This window comes from Kribbella soli, from assembly GCF_004331345.1.
Classification (GTDB): Bacteria; Actinomycetota; Actinomycetes; order Propionibacteriales; family Kribbellaceae; genus Kribbella; species Kribbella soli.
This window is the reverse complement of sequence record NZ_SJJZ01000006.1, coordinates 1-18,880: the sequence shown is the minus strand read 5'-3', so window position 1 is coordinate 18,880 and position 18,880 is coordinate 1. Positions and strand designations below refer to the sequence as shown.

Genomic DNA, 18,880 nt, shown 5'->3' with positions numbered 1-18,880 from the left:
AATCATGAAGGCAGTTCGGTTCCACGCGACGGGCGGTGCGGAGGTTCTGCGCTACGAAGATGCCGACCAGCCGGTCCCCGGCGCGGGTGAGGTGCGCATCCAGGTCGCCGGGGCGGCGTTCAACCCGGCCGACGGCGGCATCCGCGGCGGCTTCCTGCCGATCCCGGTGACGCTGCCGCACGTTCCGGGGTACGACGTCTCCGGCACGATCGACGCGCTCGGCGACGGCGTGGATGGCCTCACCGTCGGCCAGAACGTCGTCGGATTCATCCCGATGAACGCTGACGGTTCGGCAGCGCAGTACGTCGTCGCGCCGGCGAGCGCGCTGGTGAAGGCTCCGGTGCGCATCCCGCTCGCCGATGCTGCCGGGTTGCCGTCGGTCGGGCTCACCGCGTCGCAGGCGCTCTTCGAGGCCGGCGAGCTCAAGGCTGGTCAGCGGGTGCTGATCAACGGTGCCGGCGGTCCGGTCGGCGGGTACGCCGTACAGCTCGCGAAGCGCGCGGGTGCGTACGTCATCGCCACAGCGAGCCCTCGCAGCCGCGACATCGTCAAGACGGCCGGTGCGGACGAGATCATCGACCACACGGAGACCTCCGTGCTCGACGCGGTCACCGAGTCCGTCGATGTGCTGCTCAACCTGGCCCCGATCACCCCCGACGGGTTCACCGCCCTGGTTGCACGGGTCCGTGACGGCGGCGTGGTCGTCTCCACGACACCGACCGTGACGACGCCCGGCGACGAGGAGCGAAACGTACGCGCGGTCACGATCTTCGTCCACCCTGACGCGGACGTGCTCTCGCACCTCGTCGCCCTCATCGACAGCGGTGACCTCCATGTCGAGATCGCCCGGCGCGTGCCACTGAGTGAGCTGCCAGCGATCCATCAGCAGGCCGACGCGGGACAGATCCACGGCAAGGTCGTAGCCGTCCCACCCGCCGCGATCAGCTGATGTGTCACCACCCCCGTTGCGATGGGGATTTATCCCATGATTGTCCGGGATCGTAGCGCTAGGCGCGGAGGTCATCCATACTGAACGGCATCGATGATCAAGAAAGATCCCATCTATCTGCGGCGCGACCGCTGCGGACGGTCGTCGGGTCGGGCGGGCAGACGACGCTGACGGACGGACCGGCCAAGGACCGGTGGCGGCTGAACGCGCGCTACCTGCGGAGTCTCGGCGCCGACGGCCTGCTGCGGCCGTACCGTGCGGAGGCCGGCTTGTGGAGCTACTCCGGGTCGTGGGGTACGACGGTTGGCGCCGCAGTCACCGACGGACCGGAGGACTGGCACTGGGGCTGGGAGTCGATCACCTGCGAGCTGCGTGGCCACATCCTCGGACATTGGCTGGCCGCAGCGGCTCGGATCGGCCGCCAGGACCCTGAAGTGGCCGCTCGAGCCTCCATGATCGTCGCCGAGCTCGCCGCGTGCCAGCGCGCCAACGGCGGCCGATGGGCGGCGTCCATCCCACCGGCGTACTTCGAACGGCTGGTCGCGGGCAAGCCGGTGTGGGCACCGCAGTACGTCGTCCACAAGACGCTGATGGGATTGCTCGATCAGTACCGGATCGCCGGCAACGCAGAGGCCCTCAGCGTGGCTTCGGCCTTCGCTGAGTGGTTCCACGACTGGAGTGGGCAGCTGTCGCGTGAGCAGCTGGACGACGTACTGGACCAGGAGACGGGCGGGATGCTCGAGGTCTGGGCGGACCTTCTCGCGTTCACCGGTGACCAGCGCGCCGCCGATCTCGTCGACCGGTACGACCGACCGCGGTTCTTCGAGCCGCTGCTCGCCGGCGTCGATGTGCTGACCAACAAGCATGCGAACACCCAGATCGCGGAGATCTTGGGCGCCGCGCGGGCTTGGGAGGTCACTGGCGTGCAGCGCTGGCGCGACATCGTCGAAGCCTTCTGGGACGCTGCCGTGGAGGCGCGTGGAACCTACTGCACGGGCGGGAGCAGTTGCGGCGAGGTCTGGCAGCCGCCCGGTGAACAGTCCGCGCGTCTCCATGCGGTGCAGGAGCATTGCCTTGTCTACAACATGATGCGGCTCGCCGACGTCTTGTTCCGTTGGACCGGCGACCACCGGTACGCCGACTACTGGGAACGTAACCTGGTCAACGGCATCTGGGCGCAGCAGCACCCGGATACCGGCATGCCGGCGTACTTCTTGCCGTTGGCAGCCGGAAGCCGCAAGCAGTGGGGCCGGCCGACCGAGGACTTCTGGTGCTGCCACGGAACGTTGCTCCAGGCACACGCCTCGATCGACGAGGCCGCGCTGTATGTCGACGGCGCCGGGATCTCGATCAGTCAGTACCTGAACTCGGTCACGACCTGGCCCGATCTGTTCGGCGGACGTGTGCAGCTCAGCATCGGAGCCGACCCCGAGGAAGGGGTCGTCCTCGGGCAACGACAGACCTTCCACGGTGCCGCCGGAATCCAGGAATTGCTGTCCCGACCGCTACCGCCGCGGAGGCCGAACCAGCGCGTCTACGTTCTCGACGTGCACTGCGATCGACCGTCGAGGTTCGAGATCAGGCTTCGGGTTCCATCCTGGGTAGCCGGTGCACCGATGCTCGAGATCGACGGCAAGTCGGCGACGGTGACTGTGGACAACGGCTGGATCGTCGCCTCACAGGTCTGGAGCAGCCAGCACATCCGGCTGACCGTGCCGTCAGGGCTGAGCACACTGCCGTTGCCGGATCAACCTGGCACGGTCGCGGTGCTCGACGGTCCAGTGGTCCTGGCCGGTCTCACGAGTCAAGAGTCCATCCTGTACGGCGAACCGGACGAGCCGACGAGTTTCCTCACAGCCGACCAGGAACGGCACCACAGTTGGTGGCGGACGGGGACGTACCGAACCGTCGGTCAGCCCACAGGCATCCGATTCGTCCCGCTCGCCGAAGTCCGCGACGAGCCCTACACCGTCTACTTCCCCTTGCAATCGCCGGCCCAACGGTCCAGCGATCGTGGCCCGGCGGCCGGCTAGTCGCCCCTCGTATCTGGAACTCTAGCATCGTAGAGGTAGGTGCTCTACGATGACAGAGTGAACATGTTGAGTGCCGCGCCCTCGCGGCAATCCCGTCGTACCGCGATCTGTGAGGCTGCGCTGGATCTGGTCGCCGAAGGTGGGAACCATGCGCTCACCCACCAGGCGGTCGACAAACGGCTTGGTATTGCCCAGGGGTCGACGTCGTACTACTTCCGGAGCCGCCACCTGCTGGTGATGGGCGCCATCACTCACCTGGCAACCCTTACCCGGTCGGCGTTCACCGCGTCCGCTGGCTCGGCCCCTGCCGATGACACCGTTGAGCACACGGTCGAGGGCGTTGCAGACGTCATCGCTGCGCAACTCGACACCCTGCTCGGCGCGCGCAGGCGTGATGTGCTCGCACGCTATGCGCTGCTGCCCGAGGCCGGACACGATGAGGAGCTCCGGGTGGCTCTCGCCCAGTCCCTGTTCAGCCCGGAGGTGGCCGGAAATCTGATGGCGTCTTTCGGTGCCACCGACTCCCGAGCGGCGGCGAGCGATTTGCTGAGCCTGCTCGAAGGGCTGCTCTTCGACCGCCTCTACGGGACCCGTGCTGAGCTCGCTGCCGGAACACCGGAGAGCATCGAGGATCTGCGCCGACCGGTCGCATGCTGGCTGACGGCCCTTCGATCGACTTAGGGGATGCACATGCCGATCGGATACGAGTCCAGCAGCGTGATCCTGCCGGTGGAGGCGACACAGTCCGCTCCCGCTGTGCTTCTTCGCCCGTGGCGTGCGGCGGACATCGACCAGCTGATCGAGGTCTGCCGGGATCCAGGCCTGCGGCGCTATACGAGTGCCTCCGTGGACAGTGTCGCGGACGGGGTGCGTTGGGTGCGGACCCAGGAGTCGGGGTGGGCGGCTGGGCGGCGGTTCAGTTTCGCAGTGGTCGGCGACGGGCCGGGTGCCGAGCGCGTGCTCGGCAACGTCGTACTGAAGGAGTTCGCCGACGACGGGTCGACGGCCGAGGTGGGCTATTGGACCGCGGCGTGGGCCCGAGGGCAGAGCCTGGCGCCGCGCGCACTCGACGTACTCACGGAGTGGGCTTTCGGCACCTTTGCCGCGCGCGGGCTCGAGCGGCTCGTGCTGCGTCATCAGGTGGACAACGTCGCATCGTGCAGAGTCGCGCAGAAGTGCGGCTTCGCCTTCGACCAAGCCCTGGCTCCGGAGCCGCCGAGGTTCCCGCTCGAAGGGCACCTGCACGCACGGCGGGCCGGATGAGTGGAACCACCAAGTCGTCAACTGACAAGGAGAACTGCCGCAATGGACCGGCCGGACGCAGTCGAGACCGTTCGTTCGTTGATCGGGGACCGATATCCCCAGGCCGTTCAAGCGTGGCTCGGCGGCTCCGCGGCCGCGGGGCGGTTGACCGAGACATCGGACCTCGACGTCACCGTGGTGCTGCCCGAGACCTCGGTCTATCGGGAGGCGCTGACGTACGCCGGGTGGCCGATCGAGTTGTTCGTCCACACCGAGGAATCCGTACGCCGCTTCGTCCAGCTGGACGAAGCCAAACGGCAGCCGTCGATGGCGCGGCTCGTCGCGAGCAGTATCCCGGTGCTGGCAGGCGATGGTGGTGCCGGGCTGCGTGCCTACTGCTCGGCAGTACTGGAGGAGGGACCTGCTCCGCTGGGCGAGGACGAGGTGCGGTTGGCGCGCTATGTCCTGACCGATCTTCTCGATGATCTCGACGGAGGTGGGGCGGAGCCGGCGATGGATGCTGTCATCGTCGAGGTGTGGCGCCGCGCGGCCGAGTTGCTGCTGGCGTCGGAGCGGCGCTGGAGCGGGTCCGGCAAATGGCTGGTCCGCGAGATCGAGGCGCTCGACACTGCTGCCGGCAGTCGCTACGCCACGCGGTTCCACGAGTCGCTTCAGACCGCCGTCAACGGCAAGCCGGAGGACCTCACCAGTCTCGCCGACGAGGTCCTCAACCGCGTAGGTGGACGGTTACGAGACGGATTCCACCTCTCCGCGGATGGGCGGGATTGCAGCTGACCCTGGCGGCTAGCATCGGGCGAGTGACCCGCCAATTTCCGCCTGCCACGGCCGACGAACGTCACATGCTCACGGGCTGGTTGGACCGCCGGCGCGCCACCTCGGCCACCTCGACGCCATGCGTGAACTGATCGACGGCACGACCGGCTACTGAGTTCCCCGTTGATGACGCCAGGGGCGGGCCCCCGCTTGGCCCCGCCCCTGACGCGCTTTCCCCGGCGTTGTTGAAAACGACCAGCGGCAGGGAGCGTTACGAGCACGTGGCGATTCAGAAAGATGACTGTCTGGACGGACAGACCGCGTTGTTCAAGGTCACAATTGGATCGGTCATCACCTTGCTGTGGGCAACGATCGCGGTCGAGGATCTGAGCGGGATGCGTGGAGTTCAGAGGTCGAGGTCGGCGTAGATGGCGGCATGGTCCGAGGCGGCGTGGACGTCGGCGGTGAGGGTTTGGTAGATGGGCCAGGGGTTCTTGGTTCTGGGGCCGTGCCATACGCCTTGCCGGAAGACTGCGCCGCCGGTTGCCCGGGCGAACAGCGCGGGTGACAGGAGCACGTAGTCGATCTTGTCCTTCTCGCCTCCGCTGCCGAAGGTGCCCAGGCGCGGCCCGAAATCGAAGGCAGGGTGGGTACTGATGTCGCGCAGATCGGTGCCGTGGATCAGTGGCTCGAGCGCGGTGCTACCGGGATCGTCGTTGAAGTCGCCGAGGACCGCGATCAAGTCGTTGCCTGCGGCCCGCAGAGCGTCATAGATCTCGGTGACTCGGACCGCTTGCCGGCCGCGTCGCTTTCGTCCCAACTGATCGCCCGGCGTGCTGTAGCCCTTGGACTTGAAATGGTTGACCAGCACGACCAGCGACTGGCCGCCGGGTGTGGTGAAGTGGTACTCACAACAGTCCCGGCTGAAGACAACGCCTTCGGCGTCGGTGTCGAACACGTGGCTGCGGATCGCTCCCAACGGATAGTCGGCGCGGGCAAGGACGCCGACGTCGATGCCGCGATCATCGTTGCCGTCGATCAGCATGACCTGCTCGTAAGGTTTGCCCCCGACCTTGGTCAGCAGCGCCTCGGAGAACAGCTTCAGCAGCGGACGGTTGTCGGCCTCGACCACGCCCAGCAGATCGGCGTTGACGTCGCGCATGACCATCGCCGTGTGCTGCATCGCCAGCTCGTCGACCTCCTCGGTCTTCAGTTCGATCCAGCCGATCCAGGACGCGCGACCCGCCGCGACCACTTGTACCGGACCGGATCGCGGTCGACGCAGCAGCTGGCCACGGAGCTTGCGTAACCGGACGAACTCACTGTCGTCCGACCGCTGCAGACCCAGGATCTCCAGCAGGGCCAGGATCCGAGCCTTCACGGCATCGGTGTACACCGGCTCCTCAAGTAACGCATTGAGCTCTGCCTGGGCCGCCAGTACCGGCTTCCCTGCCGCCCACGATTCCTGATTGAGCACCTTGGCACGTGCGAACAGGTTCTCGACATTGAACGATGCAATGCGCACGACACATCCCCCTCGATCTCGCCGCAACTTGGCGGATCGACCGTCCCCTATGCCAGCCGACCTCACGCACCATCGAACGCGGCAGAACATCTGTCATGCTCGCGTACCCAATGTCACGTAGCAACAGCTCGTCACACAGCGATACTGACTCGTCGAACCCGCGGCGGCAGTCTTTACCGCTGCGGCTGGGTGCGGAGTCCGTCGAGGATGAGATCGAGCATGCGGGGAGCTCGGTCCGTGGGGCTGGTCGCAGCGCGCCAGAGCGCGCCGGTGAGCTGAAGGAAGACGCCGGCGTCGGCATCGTCCCGGATGCTGCCGTCCTGCTTACCTGCGTCGAAAAGGTCGGTGATTGCGGCAACGACCGGCCCGTAGGTCTGCTCGGTGATCGCCTGGTGTGCAGTGGGACCGAGCGCATCACCGAGGCCGTGCTTTCTGCGCATTGCCTCGACAAGACCGATCGTCCAGTGCCGGAGCGCTTCAAGGGGCGGCAGCTCGGCCAGCAGACCTGGCACGGTTCCGACGATCCGTTCGACCTCGTCCTGATAGACGGCGAGAACCAGCGCCTCCCGGGTGGGGAAGTTGCGATACAAGGTGCCGGCGCCGACGCCCGCGCGCTGCGCGACCTGATTCATGGACGTAGCGCCGTCCTCGGTGAAGGCCTCGCGGGCAGCCACGAGGATGCGGGCCCGGTTCTCGCGGGCGTCTGAACGAACCATGGAAAACCCTCACCTTGCTAAGTGGAGAGCTCTCCACTACGTTATCTGGAGACCTCTCCACATAATTTAGAGGAGCATCATGCACTACATCAAGCTCGGCACCACCGGCCTGGACGTGTCGCCGATCGCGATCGGCGCGATGACGTACGGCGAGCCCGACCGCGGCCATCCGGTGTGGTCGAAGAGCGAGGACGAGGCGCGACCGCTGATCCAGCACGCGCTGGAGGCGGGAATCAACTTCTTCGACACCGCGAACATGTATTCCAACGGGTCCAGCGAAGAGATCCTCGGCCGGGCGCTCAAGGACTTCGCCGACCGGGACGACGTGGTGGTCGCGACCAAGCTCCGGCACCCGATGCGTACCGGCCCCAATGGTCGCGGCCTGTCGCGGAAGGCGATCATGACCGAGGTCGAGCATTCCCTGCGCCGCCTCGGGACCGACTACATCGACCTGTACCAGATTCACCGCAACGACCACTCGACCCCGCTGGAGGAGACTCTCGAGGCGCTCAGCGAGCTCGTGAAGGCCGGCAAGGTGCGGTACGTCGGTGCGTCGTCGATGCACACCTGGGAGTTCGCGAAGGCGCTGCATCTGCAGAAGCAGAACGGCTGGGCGCGGTTCGTGTCGATGCAGGACCACTACAACCTGCTTGCTCGCGAGGAGGAGCGGGAGATGATCCCGCTGTGCCTGGACGAGGGCGTCGGCACGATCATCTGGTCCCCGCTGGCCCGAGGCCGCCTCGCCCGCGGCTGGGACGACGCCAAGTCGACGGCGCGCTCCGAGACCGACGGCGCCTTTGCGGACCTGCTCTATTCGCCGGAGCAGGAGGCGTCCAACCGCGCGATCATCGACGCGGTCGGACAGGTCGCACACGGCCACGGCGTCAGCCGCGCCCAGATCGCACTCTCCTGGCTGCGCCATCAGCCGGTCGTCACCGCACCGTTGGTCGGGGCCGGCTCGATCCAGCAGATCGACGAGGCCGTGGCCTCATTGGACGTTGAGCTCACCGACGACGACGTACACGCCCTCGAAGCCCCCTACGCGCCGCGCTACGACTGGCAGGGCATCTCCGACGAGGCCGAACTGGAAGCCATCCGCCGGCGGGTCCCAGGAATGGCGCTGTCGTAAATCCCCTCGTGGGCTCGGTGTCGGCAGTTGACCGACGCTGACGTCTGGCGTGGCGAACAACGTCGGCAGTAACGTCGAACAAATCCCACTGCGATCTACCGCCGGCTCGCCCGCCCGGCGGTAGCGTTCCAGCGTGCCTGAGGATCCCGGCACGGGCTGATGCCTGAGGCAACAAGAACCGTGCCGGCGGACGACCGAGACGGACGGAGACGGACATGGCGAAGGCAGTCGGTATCGACCTGGGCACCACCAACTCGGTGATCGCCGTCGTGGAGGGCGGCCAGCCCACGGTGATTCCGAACAGCGAAGGATCGCGCACCACGCCGTCGGTGGTGGCTTTCACCGATGACGGTGAGCGTTTGGTGGGTAACTTGGCGCGCCGGCAGGCGATTCTGAATCCGAAGGGCACGATCTATTCGGCGAAGCGGTTCATCGGCCGGCGGTACGACGAGGTCACCAGCGAGATGACCGCGGTGTCGTTCGACGTGGTCGAGGGGCCGGACGGATCGGTGCGGTTCGACGTACGGGGAAAGCTGTACGCGCCGGAGGAGATCTCCGCGCTGGTACTGCGCAAACTCGTCGAGGACGCGTCGAAGTTCCTGGGGGAGAAGGTCACCGAGGCGGTCGTCACGGTTCCGGCGTACTTCAACGACACGCAGCGGCAGGCGACCAAGGATGCCGGGAAGATCGCGGGTCTGGAGGTCCTGCGGATCATCAACGAGCCGACCGCGGCGGCGCTGGCGTACGGGCTGGACAAGAAGGAGAACGAGACCGTTCTGGTGTTCGACCTGGGTGGCGGCACGTTCGATGTCAGCGTGCTGACGGTCGGGGACGGGGTCGTCGAGGTGTTGTCGACGTCGGGTGACGGGCATCTGGGCGGTGACGACTTCGACCGGCGGCTGGTCGATTACCTGGCGGATGAGTTCAAGAAGACCGAGGGCGTGGATCTGCGGGAGGACGCGCAGGCGTTGCAGCGGTTGTTCGAGGCGGCCGAGAAGGCGAAGGTCGAGCTGTCGTCGGTGTCGCAGACGCAGGTGAACCTGCCGTTCGTGACCGCGACGTCGACGGGTCCGAAGCATCTGGTGGTGACGGTGATGCGGTCGACGTTCGAGGAGATCACCCACGATCTGGTGGAGCGGTGTCTGGGGCCGGTGCAGCAGGCGATGGCGGACGCGAAGGTGACGGCGAACGACATCGACGAGGTGATCCTGGTCGGTGGGTCGACGCGGATTCCCGCCGTACAGCAGCTGGTCCGGCGGTTGACGGGTGGCAAGGACCCGAACATGACCGTCAACCCGGACGAGGTGGTCGCGATCGGCGCCGCGACCCAGGCCGCGATCATCAAGGGCGAACTGAAGGACGTGCTGCTGCTCGATGTGACGCCGTTGTCGCTGGGTGTGGAGACGCTGGGCGGGATGATGACGAAGGTCATCGAGCGGAACACGACGATCCCGGCGCGGCGGACGGAGACGTTCAGTACGGCGGAGGACAACCAGAACGCGGTCGACATCGTGGTGTTGCAGGGTGAGCGGGAGCGGGCCGCGGACAACCGGGTGATCGGGCGGTTCCGGCTGGAGGGGATCCGGCCCGCGGGCCGTGGTGAGCCGCAGGTCGAGGTGACGTACGACATCGACGCGAACGGGATCCTGAACGTGTCGGCGAAGGACAAGGACACCGGGGTCGAGCAGCAGATCACGATCACCGAGAGTTCCGCACTCGACCCGGGCGAGGTCGACCGGATGGTCGCGGACGCCGAACAGCACCGGACCGAGGACACCCGGCTGCGCGAGGAAGTCGACGCCCGCAACGAACTGGACGCGGTCGCGTACCAGGTCGACCGCCGGCTGAGCGAGCTCGGCGACACGGTGGCGGTGCACGAGAAGGCTCGTGCGGAGACGTTGGTGGCCGATGCGCGGCAGGTGGTGAAGGAAGGTGCCGGGATCGACCGGGTACGGCCGCTGACACAGGAGTTGCAGCAGGTGTACCAGAGCCTGCTCGCCGGCCGGTCCCCAGATGGCCCGCCGCCCGGCCGGTCCGGTAAGCAGGACTCGGTTGCGGACGACGACGACGTGATCGACGCCGACTTCACGGTCGACTGATGCCGGGCGAGCAGTCGGACACGGCCGCCGCCTCAGCCGAAGAAGCAGCAGCCGTCGTCGACGAGAAGCCGGACAAGGATGAGGAGATCGCTCGTCTCGACGATCAGTTGCGTCGTACGGCGGCCGACCTGGACAACCTGCGGAAGCGGTATCAACGCGACCTGGACCGGGAACGGTCCGCCGAGCGTGCTCGGGCTGCGGTCGCCTGGCTACCGGTCGTGGACAACCTCGAGCTGGCCTTGCAACACGCCGACAGCGGCGCGGAGGCGGTCGTCGAAGGGATCAAGGCGGTCCACGAGCAGGCCGTCGCAGCGCTGGGCCGGCTCGGGTATCCGAGGTTCGACCCGACCGGTGAGCCGTTCGATCCGGCCGTGGACGAGGCCGTCAGCACGATCGCCGACCCGAACGCCGAGCCCGGCACGGTGATCGCCGTGGTCCGGCCCGGATACGGGACCGCGAACGAGCTCCTCCGGCCGGCCTCGGTCGTCGTCGCGAAGCAGTAGTGCCATGGCCGACTTCTACGAACTGCTCGGAGTGGGTCGGGATGCGACGGCGGACGAGCTGCAACGGGTGTACCGCAAGCTGGCCCGGCAGTACCACCCGGACATCAACAAGGACCCGGGGGCCGAGGAGAAGTTCAAGCAGATCTCTGAGGCGTACGACGTACTGTCGGATCCCGACCAGCGGAAACGGTACGACGCGTTCGGCGACGACTTCCGAAGGGTCCCGCCCGACGTCGACCCGGAGGCGTGGGCCAGAGCGCAACGCGCCGGAGGCGGTCGCGGTGCGCCCGGCGGGTGGTGGACCGGCCAGGACGGCTCGGCGGCGACCGGCAATCGGGGTGGCTGGAGCGGGTCCGCGGGCTGGGGCGACGGCGCCGGGGACGTGGACCTGGAGGACCTGCTCGGCGGCATGTTCGGGGGCCGCGGGCGGCGGCAGTGGGGACCGATCCCGGGCGCCGACCAGGAGGTCGAGCTCGAGCTCACCGTCCCCGAGGCTTACAACGGTGGGCAGCGGCGGCTGACGATCTCCGGACCCGACGGCGAGCGTACGGTCGAGGTCTCGATCCCGGCCGGTGTCACCGACGGGCAGCGGATCCGGCTGGCCGGGCAGGGCGGGCAAGGCAGCGGCGACGCGCCGGCGGGCGACCTGTACATGGTCGTCAAGCTGCTCCCGGACAAGCGGTACCGAGCCGAAGGCCGCGATATCTATGTCGACTTGCCGGTGTCCGCGTCCGAGGCCGCGCTTGGTGCGCGGGTCGCGCTCGAGACACCGGGCGGCGAGGTCAAGCTCCGCGTTCCTGGTGGTACGTCGAGCGGGAAACGCCTGCGTTTGAAGGGCCGCGGCCTGCCGTCGAAACGGACGCCCGGCGATCTGTACGCCGAGATTCGCATCGTCATGCCCGACAAGCTCTCCGACGAGGAGCAGCAGCTGTACGAGCAGCTCGCCGCCGTCACGACGTTCGACCCGAGGAGGCAGCGATGACTACCGCGTTGGCCCGGCCGCTGCTGCTGGATCTGGAGGCGTTCGCGCGGCTGACCGGCGTCCATCCGCAGCTGGTCGCGCGGTTCGTCGCCCTCGGACTGCTCGAACCCGCACGGGACGTGTCCGGCCGGCTCTGGTTCTCGTACGCCGATGTCGCGGCCGTGGCCCGCATCCAGCGGCTGCGGGCCGCGTTCTCGCTCAACTACGCCGCGGTCGGACTGGTGATCGACCTGCTCGACCGGCTCGCCGCCCAGGAACAAGCACTTCGTGCCAAACAGTCCGGAGGCCGATCATGGATATGAACCGCCTGACGCAGAAGTCGCAGGAAGCTTTGCACGACGCGCAGACCAAGGCACTACGTTTCGGGCACCAGCAGGTCGACGGCGAGCACCTGTTGCTGGCGCTGCTGGATCAACCCGACGGACTGATTCCCCGGCTGCTCACGCAGTCCGGGACCGACCCGGACCGGCTGCGCGCGGATCTGGAGTCCGATCTCAGTCGCCGTCCCAAGGTGACGGGGCCCGGTGCTGAACCCGGTCAGGTGTATGTCACGCAACGGCTGTCGAAGGTGTTCGACACCGCCGAGCGCGAGGCGAAGCGGCTGAAGGACGAGTACGTCTCCGTCGAGCACCTGCTGATGGCGCTGCTCGACGAAGGCGCGGAGACAGCAGCGGGACGGCGGGCGCGCGAACAGGGCCTGACCCGGGAGAAGTTCCTGCAGGCGCTGACCGCGATCCGTGGGAACCAGCGCGTCACGTCGGCGATGCCGGAGGCGGCGTACGAGGCGCTGGAGAAGTATGGCCGCGAACTCGTCGCCGACGCCAGAACAGGGCGGCTCGATCCGGTGATCGGGCGTGATCAGGAGATCCGGCGGACGATCCAGATCCTGTCCAGGAAGACCAAGAACAACCCGGTCCTGATCGGTGAGCCGGGCGTCGGCAAGACCGCGATCGTCGAGGGACTGGCGCAGCGGATCGCGAACGGCGACGTACCGGAAGGGCTGAAGGACCGGGCGGTGTTCGCGCTCGATCTCGCCGCGCTGGTGGCGGGAGCGAAGTACCGCGGTGAGTTCGAGGAGCGGCTGACGGCGGTGCTCAACGAGGTCACGGCCGCTGAGGGACGCATCCTGTTGTTCGTCGACGAGCTGCACACGGTGGTCGGCGCCGGCGCGACCGAAGGCGCGATGGACGCGGGCAACATGCTGAAGCCGATGCTCGCGCGCGGCGAACTGCACATGATCGGCGCGACCACGCTCGACGAGTACCGCAAGCACATCGAGCCGGACGCGGCGCTCGAACGCCGGTTCCAGCCAGTCGTGGTCGACGAGCCGTCGGTCGAGGACGCGATCTCGATCCTGCGCGGTCTGCGGGAACGGCTCGAGGTGTTCCACGGCGTGAAGATCCAGGACGGTGCGCTGGTCGCGTCCGTCGTACTGAGCCATCGCTACATCACCGACCGGTTCCTTCCCGACAAGGCGATCGACCTGGTCGACGAGGCGTGCGCGATGCTGCGGACCGAGATCGACTCGATGCCGGCCGAGCTCGACGAACTGACTCGCAAAGTCACTCGGCTGGAGATCGAGGACGCCGCGCTCTCCAAGGAAGAGGACGCGGCCAGCGAGTCCCGGCTGGAGGAACTGCGCAAGGAACTCGCCGACCTGCGCGCCGAGTCGGACGCGATGCGGGCGCAGTGGGAGTCCGAACGCCAGGTGGTGCACCGCACGCAGGACCTGCGCGGGCAGATCGAACAACTGCGCCACGACGCCGACCAGGCCGAACGCGAGTACGACCTCAACAAGGCTGCCGAACTTCGGCACGGCAAGTTGCCCGAGCTCGAACGACGGCTGCTCGCCGAAGAGGACCAGCTCGCCACCAAACAGGGTGGCGGCCGGCGGTTGCTGCGCGAGGTGGTCACCGACGAGGAGATCGCCTCGATCGTGTCCCGATGGACCGGAATCCCGGTCACGCGGTTGCAGGAGGGCGAACGCGCGAAACTGCTGCGGCTGGACGAGATCCTGCACGAACGCGTGATCGGCCAGGACGAGGCCGTCAACGTCGTGGCCGACGCGATCATCCGGGCTCGGTCCGGGATCAAGGACCCGCGCCGGCCGATCGGGTCGTTCATCTTCCTCGGGCCGACCGGCGTCGGGAAGACCGAGCTGGCCAAGGCCCTGGCGGCGGCGTTGTTCGACTCCGAGGACAACATCGTCCGGATCGACATGAGCGAGTACCAGGAACGGCATACGGTCAGTCGGCTGGTCGGTGCGCCGCCCGGGTACGTCGGGTACGACGAAGGCGGTCAGCTGACCGAAGCGGTACGCCGCAAGCCGTACTCCGTCGTGTTGTTCGACGAGATCGAGAAGGCGCACCCGGATGTCTTCAACACGTTGCTCCAGGTGCTCGACGACGGACGGTTGACCGACGCGCAAGGACGGACGGTCGACTTCCGGAACACCGTGATCATCATGACGTCGAACATCGGGTCGTCGTACCTGCTCGACGGCGTCACACCGGACGGCCAGATCAAGGAGGACGCACGGGACGCCGTGATGGCCGAACTACGGCACCACTTCCGGCCGGAGTTCCTGAACCGCGTCGACGACATCGTGTTGTTCACGCCGCTCACGCTGCCCGAGATCGAGAAGGTCGCCGAATTGATGCTCGGCGACCTGCGCACCCGGCTCGCCGACCAGCAGATGACCCTGGACGTCACCCACGACGCGCTGCGTTTCATTGCAGAACAAGGCTTCGACCCGGTGTACGGCGCGCGCCCGCTGCGCCGCTTCATCGCCCGCGAGGTCGAGACCCGCGTCGGCCGAGCACTGCTGACCGGCGACGTCGTCGACGGAGCAGTCGTCATGGTCTCGCTCGACGGCCAGAAGCTCGTTGTCGACGTCCAGAACCCGCCACAACCCGCGGCTGAGTGACCCACAACGACAGGGACTACACCGAACGCAACTGACCGGCGAGATCTCGTCGGAAGGAGGGGCCATGACGACGGAAGCCGAAATCGTCAGTTGTCCGCACTGCGGCCAGAAGAACCGGGTGCAGGCGACCGGCGACGGGAAGCCGGTCTGCGGCAAGTGCGGCAAGCCGCTGCCCTGGGTCGTCAACGCCGGCGATCAGGACTTCGCGAAGGTTGTCGAGCAGTCCCGGATCCCGGTTCTGGTCGACGTCTGGGCGCCATGGTGCGGTCCGTGCCGGATGGTCAGCCCGGTGCTCGAACAACTCGCCACCGAGAAGGCCGGCGACATCAAGCTGGTGAAGATCAACGCCGACGAGGCGCCGGAACTGTCGCGCCGGTTCGACATCCGTTCCATCCCGACCCTGATGGTGTTCCGGTCCGGCGAAGCGGTCGCCACCCAGATCGGTGCCGCGCCGGCCGCCGTACTGCGTCCTTGGCTCGAGGATGCCCTGAGCAACTGATTCGTCCACTGACCCACCGGCCGGCGGGCCGGTCGACCGAACCGCAGGAGCAGCACATGTTCAACCACCGAAGCGATCTGCAGTTTGCTTGCCGGCCCGACCGGCCGGATCTCCGGTACGCCGACCGGCTGGAACACGTTCTCGCCGATCAATATCACGAGATCACTGTCGCTACCCACTACCTGAGCGGGTGGACCGCGCCGGTGCCCGGCCGGTACCGCGACACGCTCGTTCACCTCGGCGTGGACCAGGTCGCGATGGTCGAGATGCTCGCCACGATGATCGCGCGACTGCTGGAAGGCGCACCCGCGGAAACCGTCAACCGGGTGCTGCGTACGAACCCGATGGTCGCGGCCGTGATGGGCGGAACCGACCTGGAGAGCGCGCTCGTGTCAATGGCCGGTCGGCAGCCTGAGGAGCCGGCGAGTGCCGGTGCCTTGCCCAACCCGTGGCGTCAGTCCGGCACGACCGACCGGCAGAACCTGCTCGCAGACTTCCTCGCGAACGCCCATGCCGAGCGTGATCACCGTCCGGCGATTCGCGACGTGCGTGACGGCAGCGACGACCCTGACATCCGGCTGCTGATGTCGTGTCTACTCGCCCGCACCGACGAACACCGCCGGGAATGTGCCACGGCGGTGGCTGCCCTCACCGAGGAGCCGGAGGAGCGTGTCTACCCAGGGAAAGCCCGACCGCGCGACACCCAACCGAAGAAGACGGGAGCCAGCAGATGAGTGACGGTCAGTTGCAACGTGATGTCAACAACTGACCCCGTGACGGCGCGGAGGCATCGATGAGGCGCGGCATGCCGACGACGGCGGCTTGGCGGCTGTTCGTAGCGCTGGCCGCCGGGTGCGTCGTGGGAGCAGTTGTCGCGCTGGTCTGGAACGTGCCGTTGGGAGTGCTGTCGGGCATCGCGGCGCTCGCTGCGGCGTTCGTCGTCACCGGCGTACTCGTGTTGTGGCCGATGCCACCGGCCGCCACTCAGCACTTCGTCGGCCGCGAAGATTTCCGGCCCGCCGTCGAGGAGTTGGCCGTGGTGGCGGCGACACTCAGCGGCCTCACCGGCATCGCTCTACTCCTGGTGCTCGGTGACTCGCACAGCCAGGATTCCGCCGCCGCCATCGGCCTGGCCGGCGTCTTCATGAACTGGGCCGTCCTGCACATGATGTACGCCGCCCGCTATGCGCACCTCTACTACCTCCAGCCCACCGGTGGCATCGACTTCAACAGCAAGGAATCGCCTGCCTACCGTGACTTCTTCTACTTCAGCTACAACCTCGGCATGACCTACCAGGTCTCCGACACCAGCGTCTCCAGCTCAGACATCCGCTCGGTCGTACTACGGCATTGCCTGCTCTCGTACGCGTTCGGAACCGTCATCCTCGCCGCGACCATCAACCTGGTCGCCGGCATCGTGACCAGGTGAACTCCTCGAAGGAGGACAGCTGTGCAATTCGGGATCTTCACCGTCGGCGACGTGACGCCTGATCCGACGACCGGCCGGACGCCGACCGAGGCCGAGCGGATCAAAGCCACCGTGGCGATCGCGAAGAAGGTCGAGGAAGTCGGCCTGGACGTGTTCGCGACCGGTGAGCACCACAACCCTCCGTTCGTTCCGTCGTCGCCGACCACGCTGCTCGGGTACGTCGCGGCGCAGACCGAGCGATTGATCCTGTCGACATCCACCACGCTGATCACGACCAACGATCCGGTGAAGATCGCTGAGGACTTCGACGTACTGCAGCATCTGTCAGACGGGCGCGTGGACGTGATGCTCGGCCGCGGCAACACCGGCCCGGTCTACCCGTGGTTCGGGCAGGACATCCGCGAGGCTGTCCCGCTGACCGTGGAGCGCTACGAGCTTCTACGCCGCCTGTGGCGCGAGCCGGTGGTCGACTGGGAAGGCCGGTTCAGGACGCCCTTGCAGGGTTTCACTGTGACCCCGCGACCGCTGGACGACGTGCCACCGTTCGTGTGGCACGCCTCGATCCGTACTCCGGAGATCGCCGAGTTGGCTGCGTACTACGGTGACGGGTTCTTCGCGAACCACATCTTCTGGCCGGCGTCCCACACGCAGCGGATGGTCGCGGTCTACCGGAGCCGGTTCGAGCACTACGGCCATGGCACGGCGGCGCAGGCGATCGTCGGTCTCGGCGGGCAGGTGTTCATTCGTCCGCGCAGTCAGGACGCGGTGGCGGAGTTCCGGCCGTACTTCGACAACGCGCCGGTGTATGGGCACGGGCCGTCGCTGGAGGAGTTCATGGCCCAGACACCGTTGACGGTCGGGTCTCCGGAGGAGGTGATCGAGAGGACGTTGGGTTTCCGTGAGTACGTCGGTGACTACCAGCGGCAGCTCTTCCTGGTCGATCATGCCGGGCTGCCGCTCAAGACGGTGCTCGAGCAGCTCGAGCTGCTTGGTGGAGAGGTGGTTCCGGTGTTGCGCAAGGAGTTCGAAGCCGGCCGTCCGGCCGACGTACCCGAGGCGCCGACGCACGAATCCCTGGTGGCAGCTGTACGTCGGGAGCAGGCGGCCGGCTCGGACGATGCGGGGCAAGACTCATGACGCAGATTGTGGTCGTCACCGGTGGTCTGCGGCAGCCGTCCTCCACCCGGCTGCTCGCTGACCGGATCGACGCCGCCGTCCGTGCGGAGCTGGGTCGGTCGGGGCTCCCGGTCACGTCGTCGTTCGTCGAGCTGCGACCACTCGGTCGGGCGATCATGGATGCGATGCTGACCGGCTTCGCGGTGCCGGAGTTGGAGTTCGCGTTCGAAACCGTCGCGGCCGCGGACGGCGTCATTGCCGTGACGCCGGCGTTCAACGCGTCGTACAGCGGGTTGTTCAAGTCGTTCTTCGACGTACTGCCCGCGGAGACACTGGCCGATATGCCGATCCTGATCGCCGCGTCGGGCGGGACGGACCGGCACTCGCTGGTGCTCGAACATGCGTTGCGGCCGATGTTCTCCTACCTGCACGCGATCGTGTCACCGACCGGCGTCTACGCCGCGACCGACGATTTCGGTGGCCAGGCGCGTGCGTCCGGTCTCGCTGTCCGGATCCAGAAGGCAGCCGCTGACTTCGTCCGTCTGATGACGGCCTGCGGTACGCGGACCCCGCGAGACACCTTCAACGAGGAACTGGACGAGATGACCCGGCTGCTCGCCGACCGGCAACCGGGACCCTCGTCAGGACACGTTGAGGACTGACATTCAGCAGGCCCTCTGAATCCAGCCCTGGCCGCTAGCCCTTGGCACCGCACAGTTCTCGGTTTCTGCCGGCGCTCTCAAGCTGATCGTCCAGCTCCTCGTCGATCATTCCGGCTGCGAGTGTCCACCCGTCGTGGGCGTCGATGAGCAGGAAGGATCCGGTGATGGCGTTGCTGGAGTACGGGTCGGCGGCCAGGGGTGCGGCGATTTTGAGTTGTACTTTGCCGATGTCGTTCAGTGCGAGCTCGGTGGCGTCGATGACTCCGAGCGTGTCGAGGTCCAGTGCGCCGGTGATT

At 67.1% G+C, this 18,880-nt stretch carries 19 protein-coding genes; 16 read left to right on the top strand and 3 right to left on the bottom strand.

Features of this window, described 5'->3' with window-relative positions:
- Positions 1-4 precede the first annotated feature (4 nt).
- From E0H45_RS39145 to E0H45_RS39125, 5 genes are all read left to right on the top strand, one after another.
- A complete protein-coding gene (locus tag E0H45_RS39145) occupies positions 5-949 on the top strand; it encodes an NADP-dependent oxidoreductase (RefSeq protein ID WP_131347356.1) in 945 nt (314 codons plus the stop codon).
- 77 nt (positions 950-1,026) lie between these two features.
- Complete coding sequence (locus tag E0H45_RS39140) at positions 1,027-2,982, top strand: beta-L-arabinofuranosidase domain-containing protein (protein WP_337590436.1); 1,956 nt, start codon at positions 1,027-1,029, stop codon at positions 2,980-2,982.
- 39 nt (positions 2,983-3,021) lie between these two features.
- Positions 3,022-3,663, top strand: coding sequence for a TetR/AcrR family transcriptional regulator (locus E0H45_RS39135; RefSeq protein WP_202872738.1), 642 nt, complete (start codon positions 3,022-3,024; stop codon positions 3,661-3,663).
- Positions 3,664-3,672: 9 nt separating this feature from the next.
- Entirely contained in the window at positions 3,673-4,245 is a 573-nt protein-coding gene (locus E0H45_RS39130) for a GNAT family N-acetyltransferase (RefSeq protein WP_131347352.1), read from the top strand.
- Between the two features lie 42 nt (positions 4,246-4,287).
- Positions 4,288-5,019 (top strand): nucleotidyltransferase domain-containing protein, encoded by a 732-nt coding sequence (locus E0H45_RS39125; RefSeq protein WP_131347350.1) that lies wholly within the window; start codon positions 4,288-4,290, stop codon positions 5,017-5,019.
- A 385-nt stretch (positions 5,020-5,404) separates the two neighbouring features.
- Here E0H45_RS39125 and E0H45_RS39120 read toward each other — a convergent pair whose 3' ends face one another.
- Complete coding sequence (locus tag E0H45_RS39120) at positions 5,405-6,523, bottom strand: endonuclease/exonuclease/phosphatase family protein (RefSeq protein WP_131347348.1); 1,119 nt, start codon at positions 6,521-6,523, stop codon at positions 5,405-5,407.
- Positions 6,524-6,696: 173 nt separating this feature from the next.
- Positions 6,697-7,239, bottom strand: a complete 543-nt coding sequence (locus E0H45_RS39115; RefSeq protein WP_131347346.1) for a TetR/AcrR family transcriptional regulator — start codon at positions 7,237-7,239, stop codon at positions 6,697-6,699.
- 79 nt (positions 7,240-7,318) lie between these two features.
- Here E0H45_RS39115 and E0H45_RS39110 point away from each other — a divergent pair, with 79 nt between their 5' ends.
- From E0H45_RS39110 to E0H45_RS39060, 11 genes are all read left to right on the top strand, one after another.
- On the top strand, positions 7,319-8,368 hold the full coding sequence (locus tag E0H45_RS39110) for an aldo/keto reductase (RefSeq protein WP_131347344.1): 1,050 nt from the start codon (positions 7,319-7,321) through the stop codon (positions 8,366-8,368).
- A 215-nt stretch (positions 8,369-8,583) separates the two neighbouring features.
- On the top strand, positions 8,584-10,467 hold the full coding sequence (dnaK, locus tag E0H45_RS39105; RefSeq protein ID WP_131347342.1) for a molecular chaperone DnaK: 1,884 nt from the start codon (positions 8,584-8,586) through the stop codon (positions 10,465-10,467).
- Positions 10,467-10,970, top strand: a complete 504-nt coding sequence (locus E0H45_RS39100; protein ID WP_131347340.1) for a nucleotide exchange factor GrpE — start codon at positions 10,467-10,469, stop codon at positions 10,968-10,970. Before dnaK ends, E0H45_RS39100 begins: the two co-directional genes overlap by 1 nt.
- A 4-nt stretch (positions 10,971-10,974) precedes the next feature.
- On the top strand, positions 10,975-11,952 hold the full coding sequence (locus E0H45_RS43735; RefSeq protein ID WP_131347338.1) for a DnaJ C-terminal domain-containing protein: 978 nt from the start codon (positions 10,975-10,977) through the stop codon (positions 11,950-11,952).
- Positions 11,949-12,254, top strand: coding sequence for a chaperone modulator CbpM (locus E0H45_RS39090; protein ID WP_131347336.1), 306 nt, complete (start codon positions 11,949-11,951; stop codon positions 12,252-12,254). Before E0H45_RS43735 ends, E0H45_RS39090 begins: the two co-directional genes overlap by 4 nt.
- Entirely contained in the window at positions 12,245-14,878 is a 2,634-nt protein-coding gene (gene clpB, locus E0H45_RS39085) for an ATP-dependent chaperone ClpB (protein ID WP_131347334.1), read from the top strand. Before E0H45_RS39090 ends, clpB begins: the two co-directional genes overlap by 10 nt.
- 64 nt (positions 14,879-14,942) lie before the next feature.
- The gene (gene trxC, locus E0H45_RS39080; protein WP_131347332.1) at positions 14,943-15,377 is read left to right on the top strand and encodes a thioredoxin TrxC; all 435 of its coding nucleotides are present in this window, start codon (positions 14,943-14,945) and stop codon (positions 15,375-15,377) included.
- 56 nt (positions 15,378-15,433) lie between these two features.
- On the top strand, positions 15,434-16,111 hold the full coding sequence (locus E0H45_RS39075; protein ID WP_131347330.1) for a manganese catalase family protein: 678 nt from the start codon (positions 15,434-15,436) through the stop codon (positions 16,109-16,111).
- Positions 16,112-16,170: 59 nt separating this feature from the next.
- The gene (locus E0H45_RS39070; RefSeq protein ID WP_131347328.1) at positions 16,171-16,806 is read left to right on the top strand and encodes a DUF1345 domain-containing protein; all 636 of its coding nucleotides are present in this window, start codon (positions 16,171-16,173) and stop codon (positions 16,804-16,806) included.
- 21 nt (positions 16,807-16,827) lie between these two features.
- Complete coding sequence (locus E0H45_RS39065; protein WP_131347326.1) at positions 16,828-17,943, top strand: LLM class flavin-dependent oxidoreductase; 1,116 nt, start codon at positions 16,828-16,830, stop codon at positions 17,941-17,943.
- Positions 17,940-18,584 carry an FMN reductase gene (locus tag E0H45_RS39060; protein ID WP_131347324.1) on the top strand — a complete coding sequence of 215 codons (645 nt, stop codon included), beginning with the start codon at positions 17,940-17,942 and terminating at the stop codon, positions 18,582-18,584. The genes E0H45_RS39065 and E0H45_RS39060 overlap by 4 nt, the downstream gene beginning before the upstream one ends.
- A gap of 34 nt (positions 18,585-18,618) precedes the next feature.
- Here E0H45_RS39060 and E0H45_RS39055 read toward each other — a convergent pair.
- Positions 18,619-18,880: elongation factor 1-alpha C-terminal domain-related protein (locus tag E0H45_RS39055; protein ID WP_420323362.1), on the bottom strand; the 262-nt coding region annotated here is incomplete at its 5' end.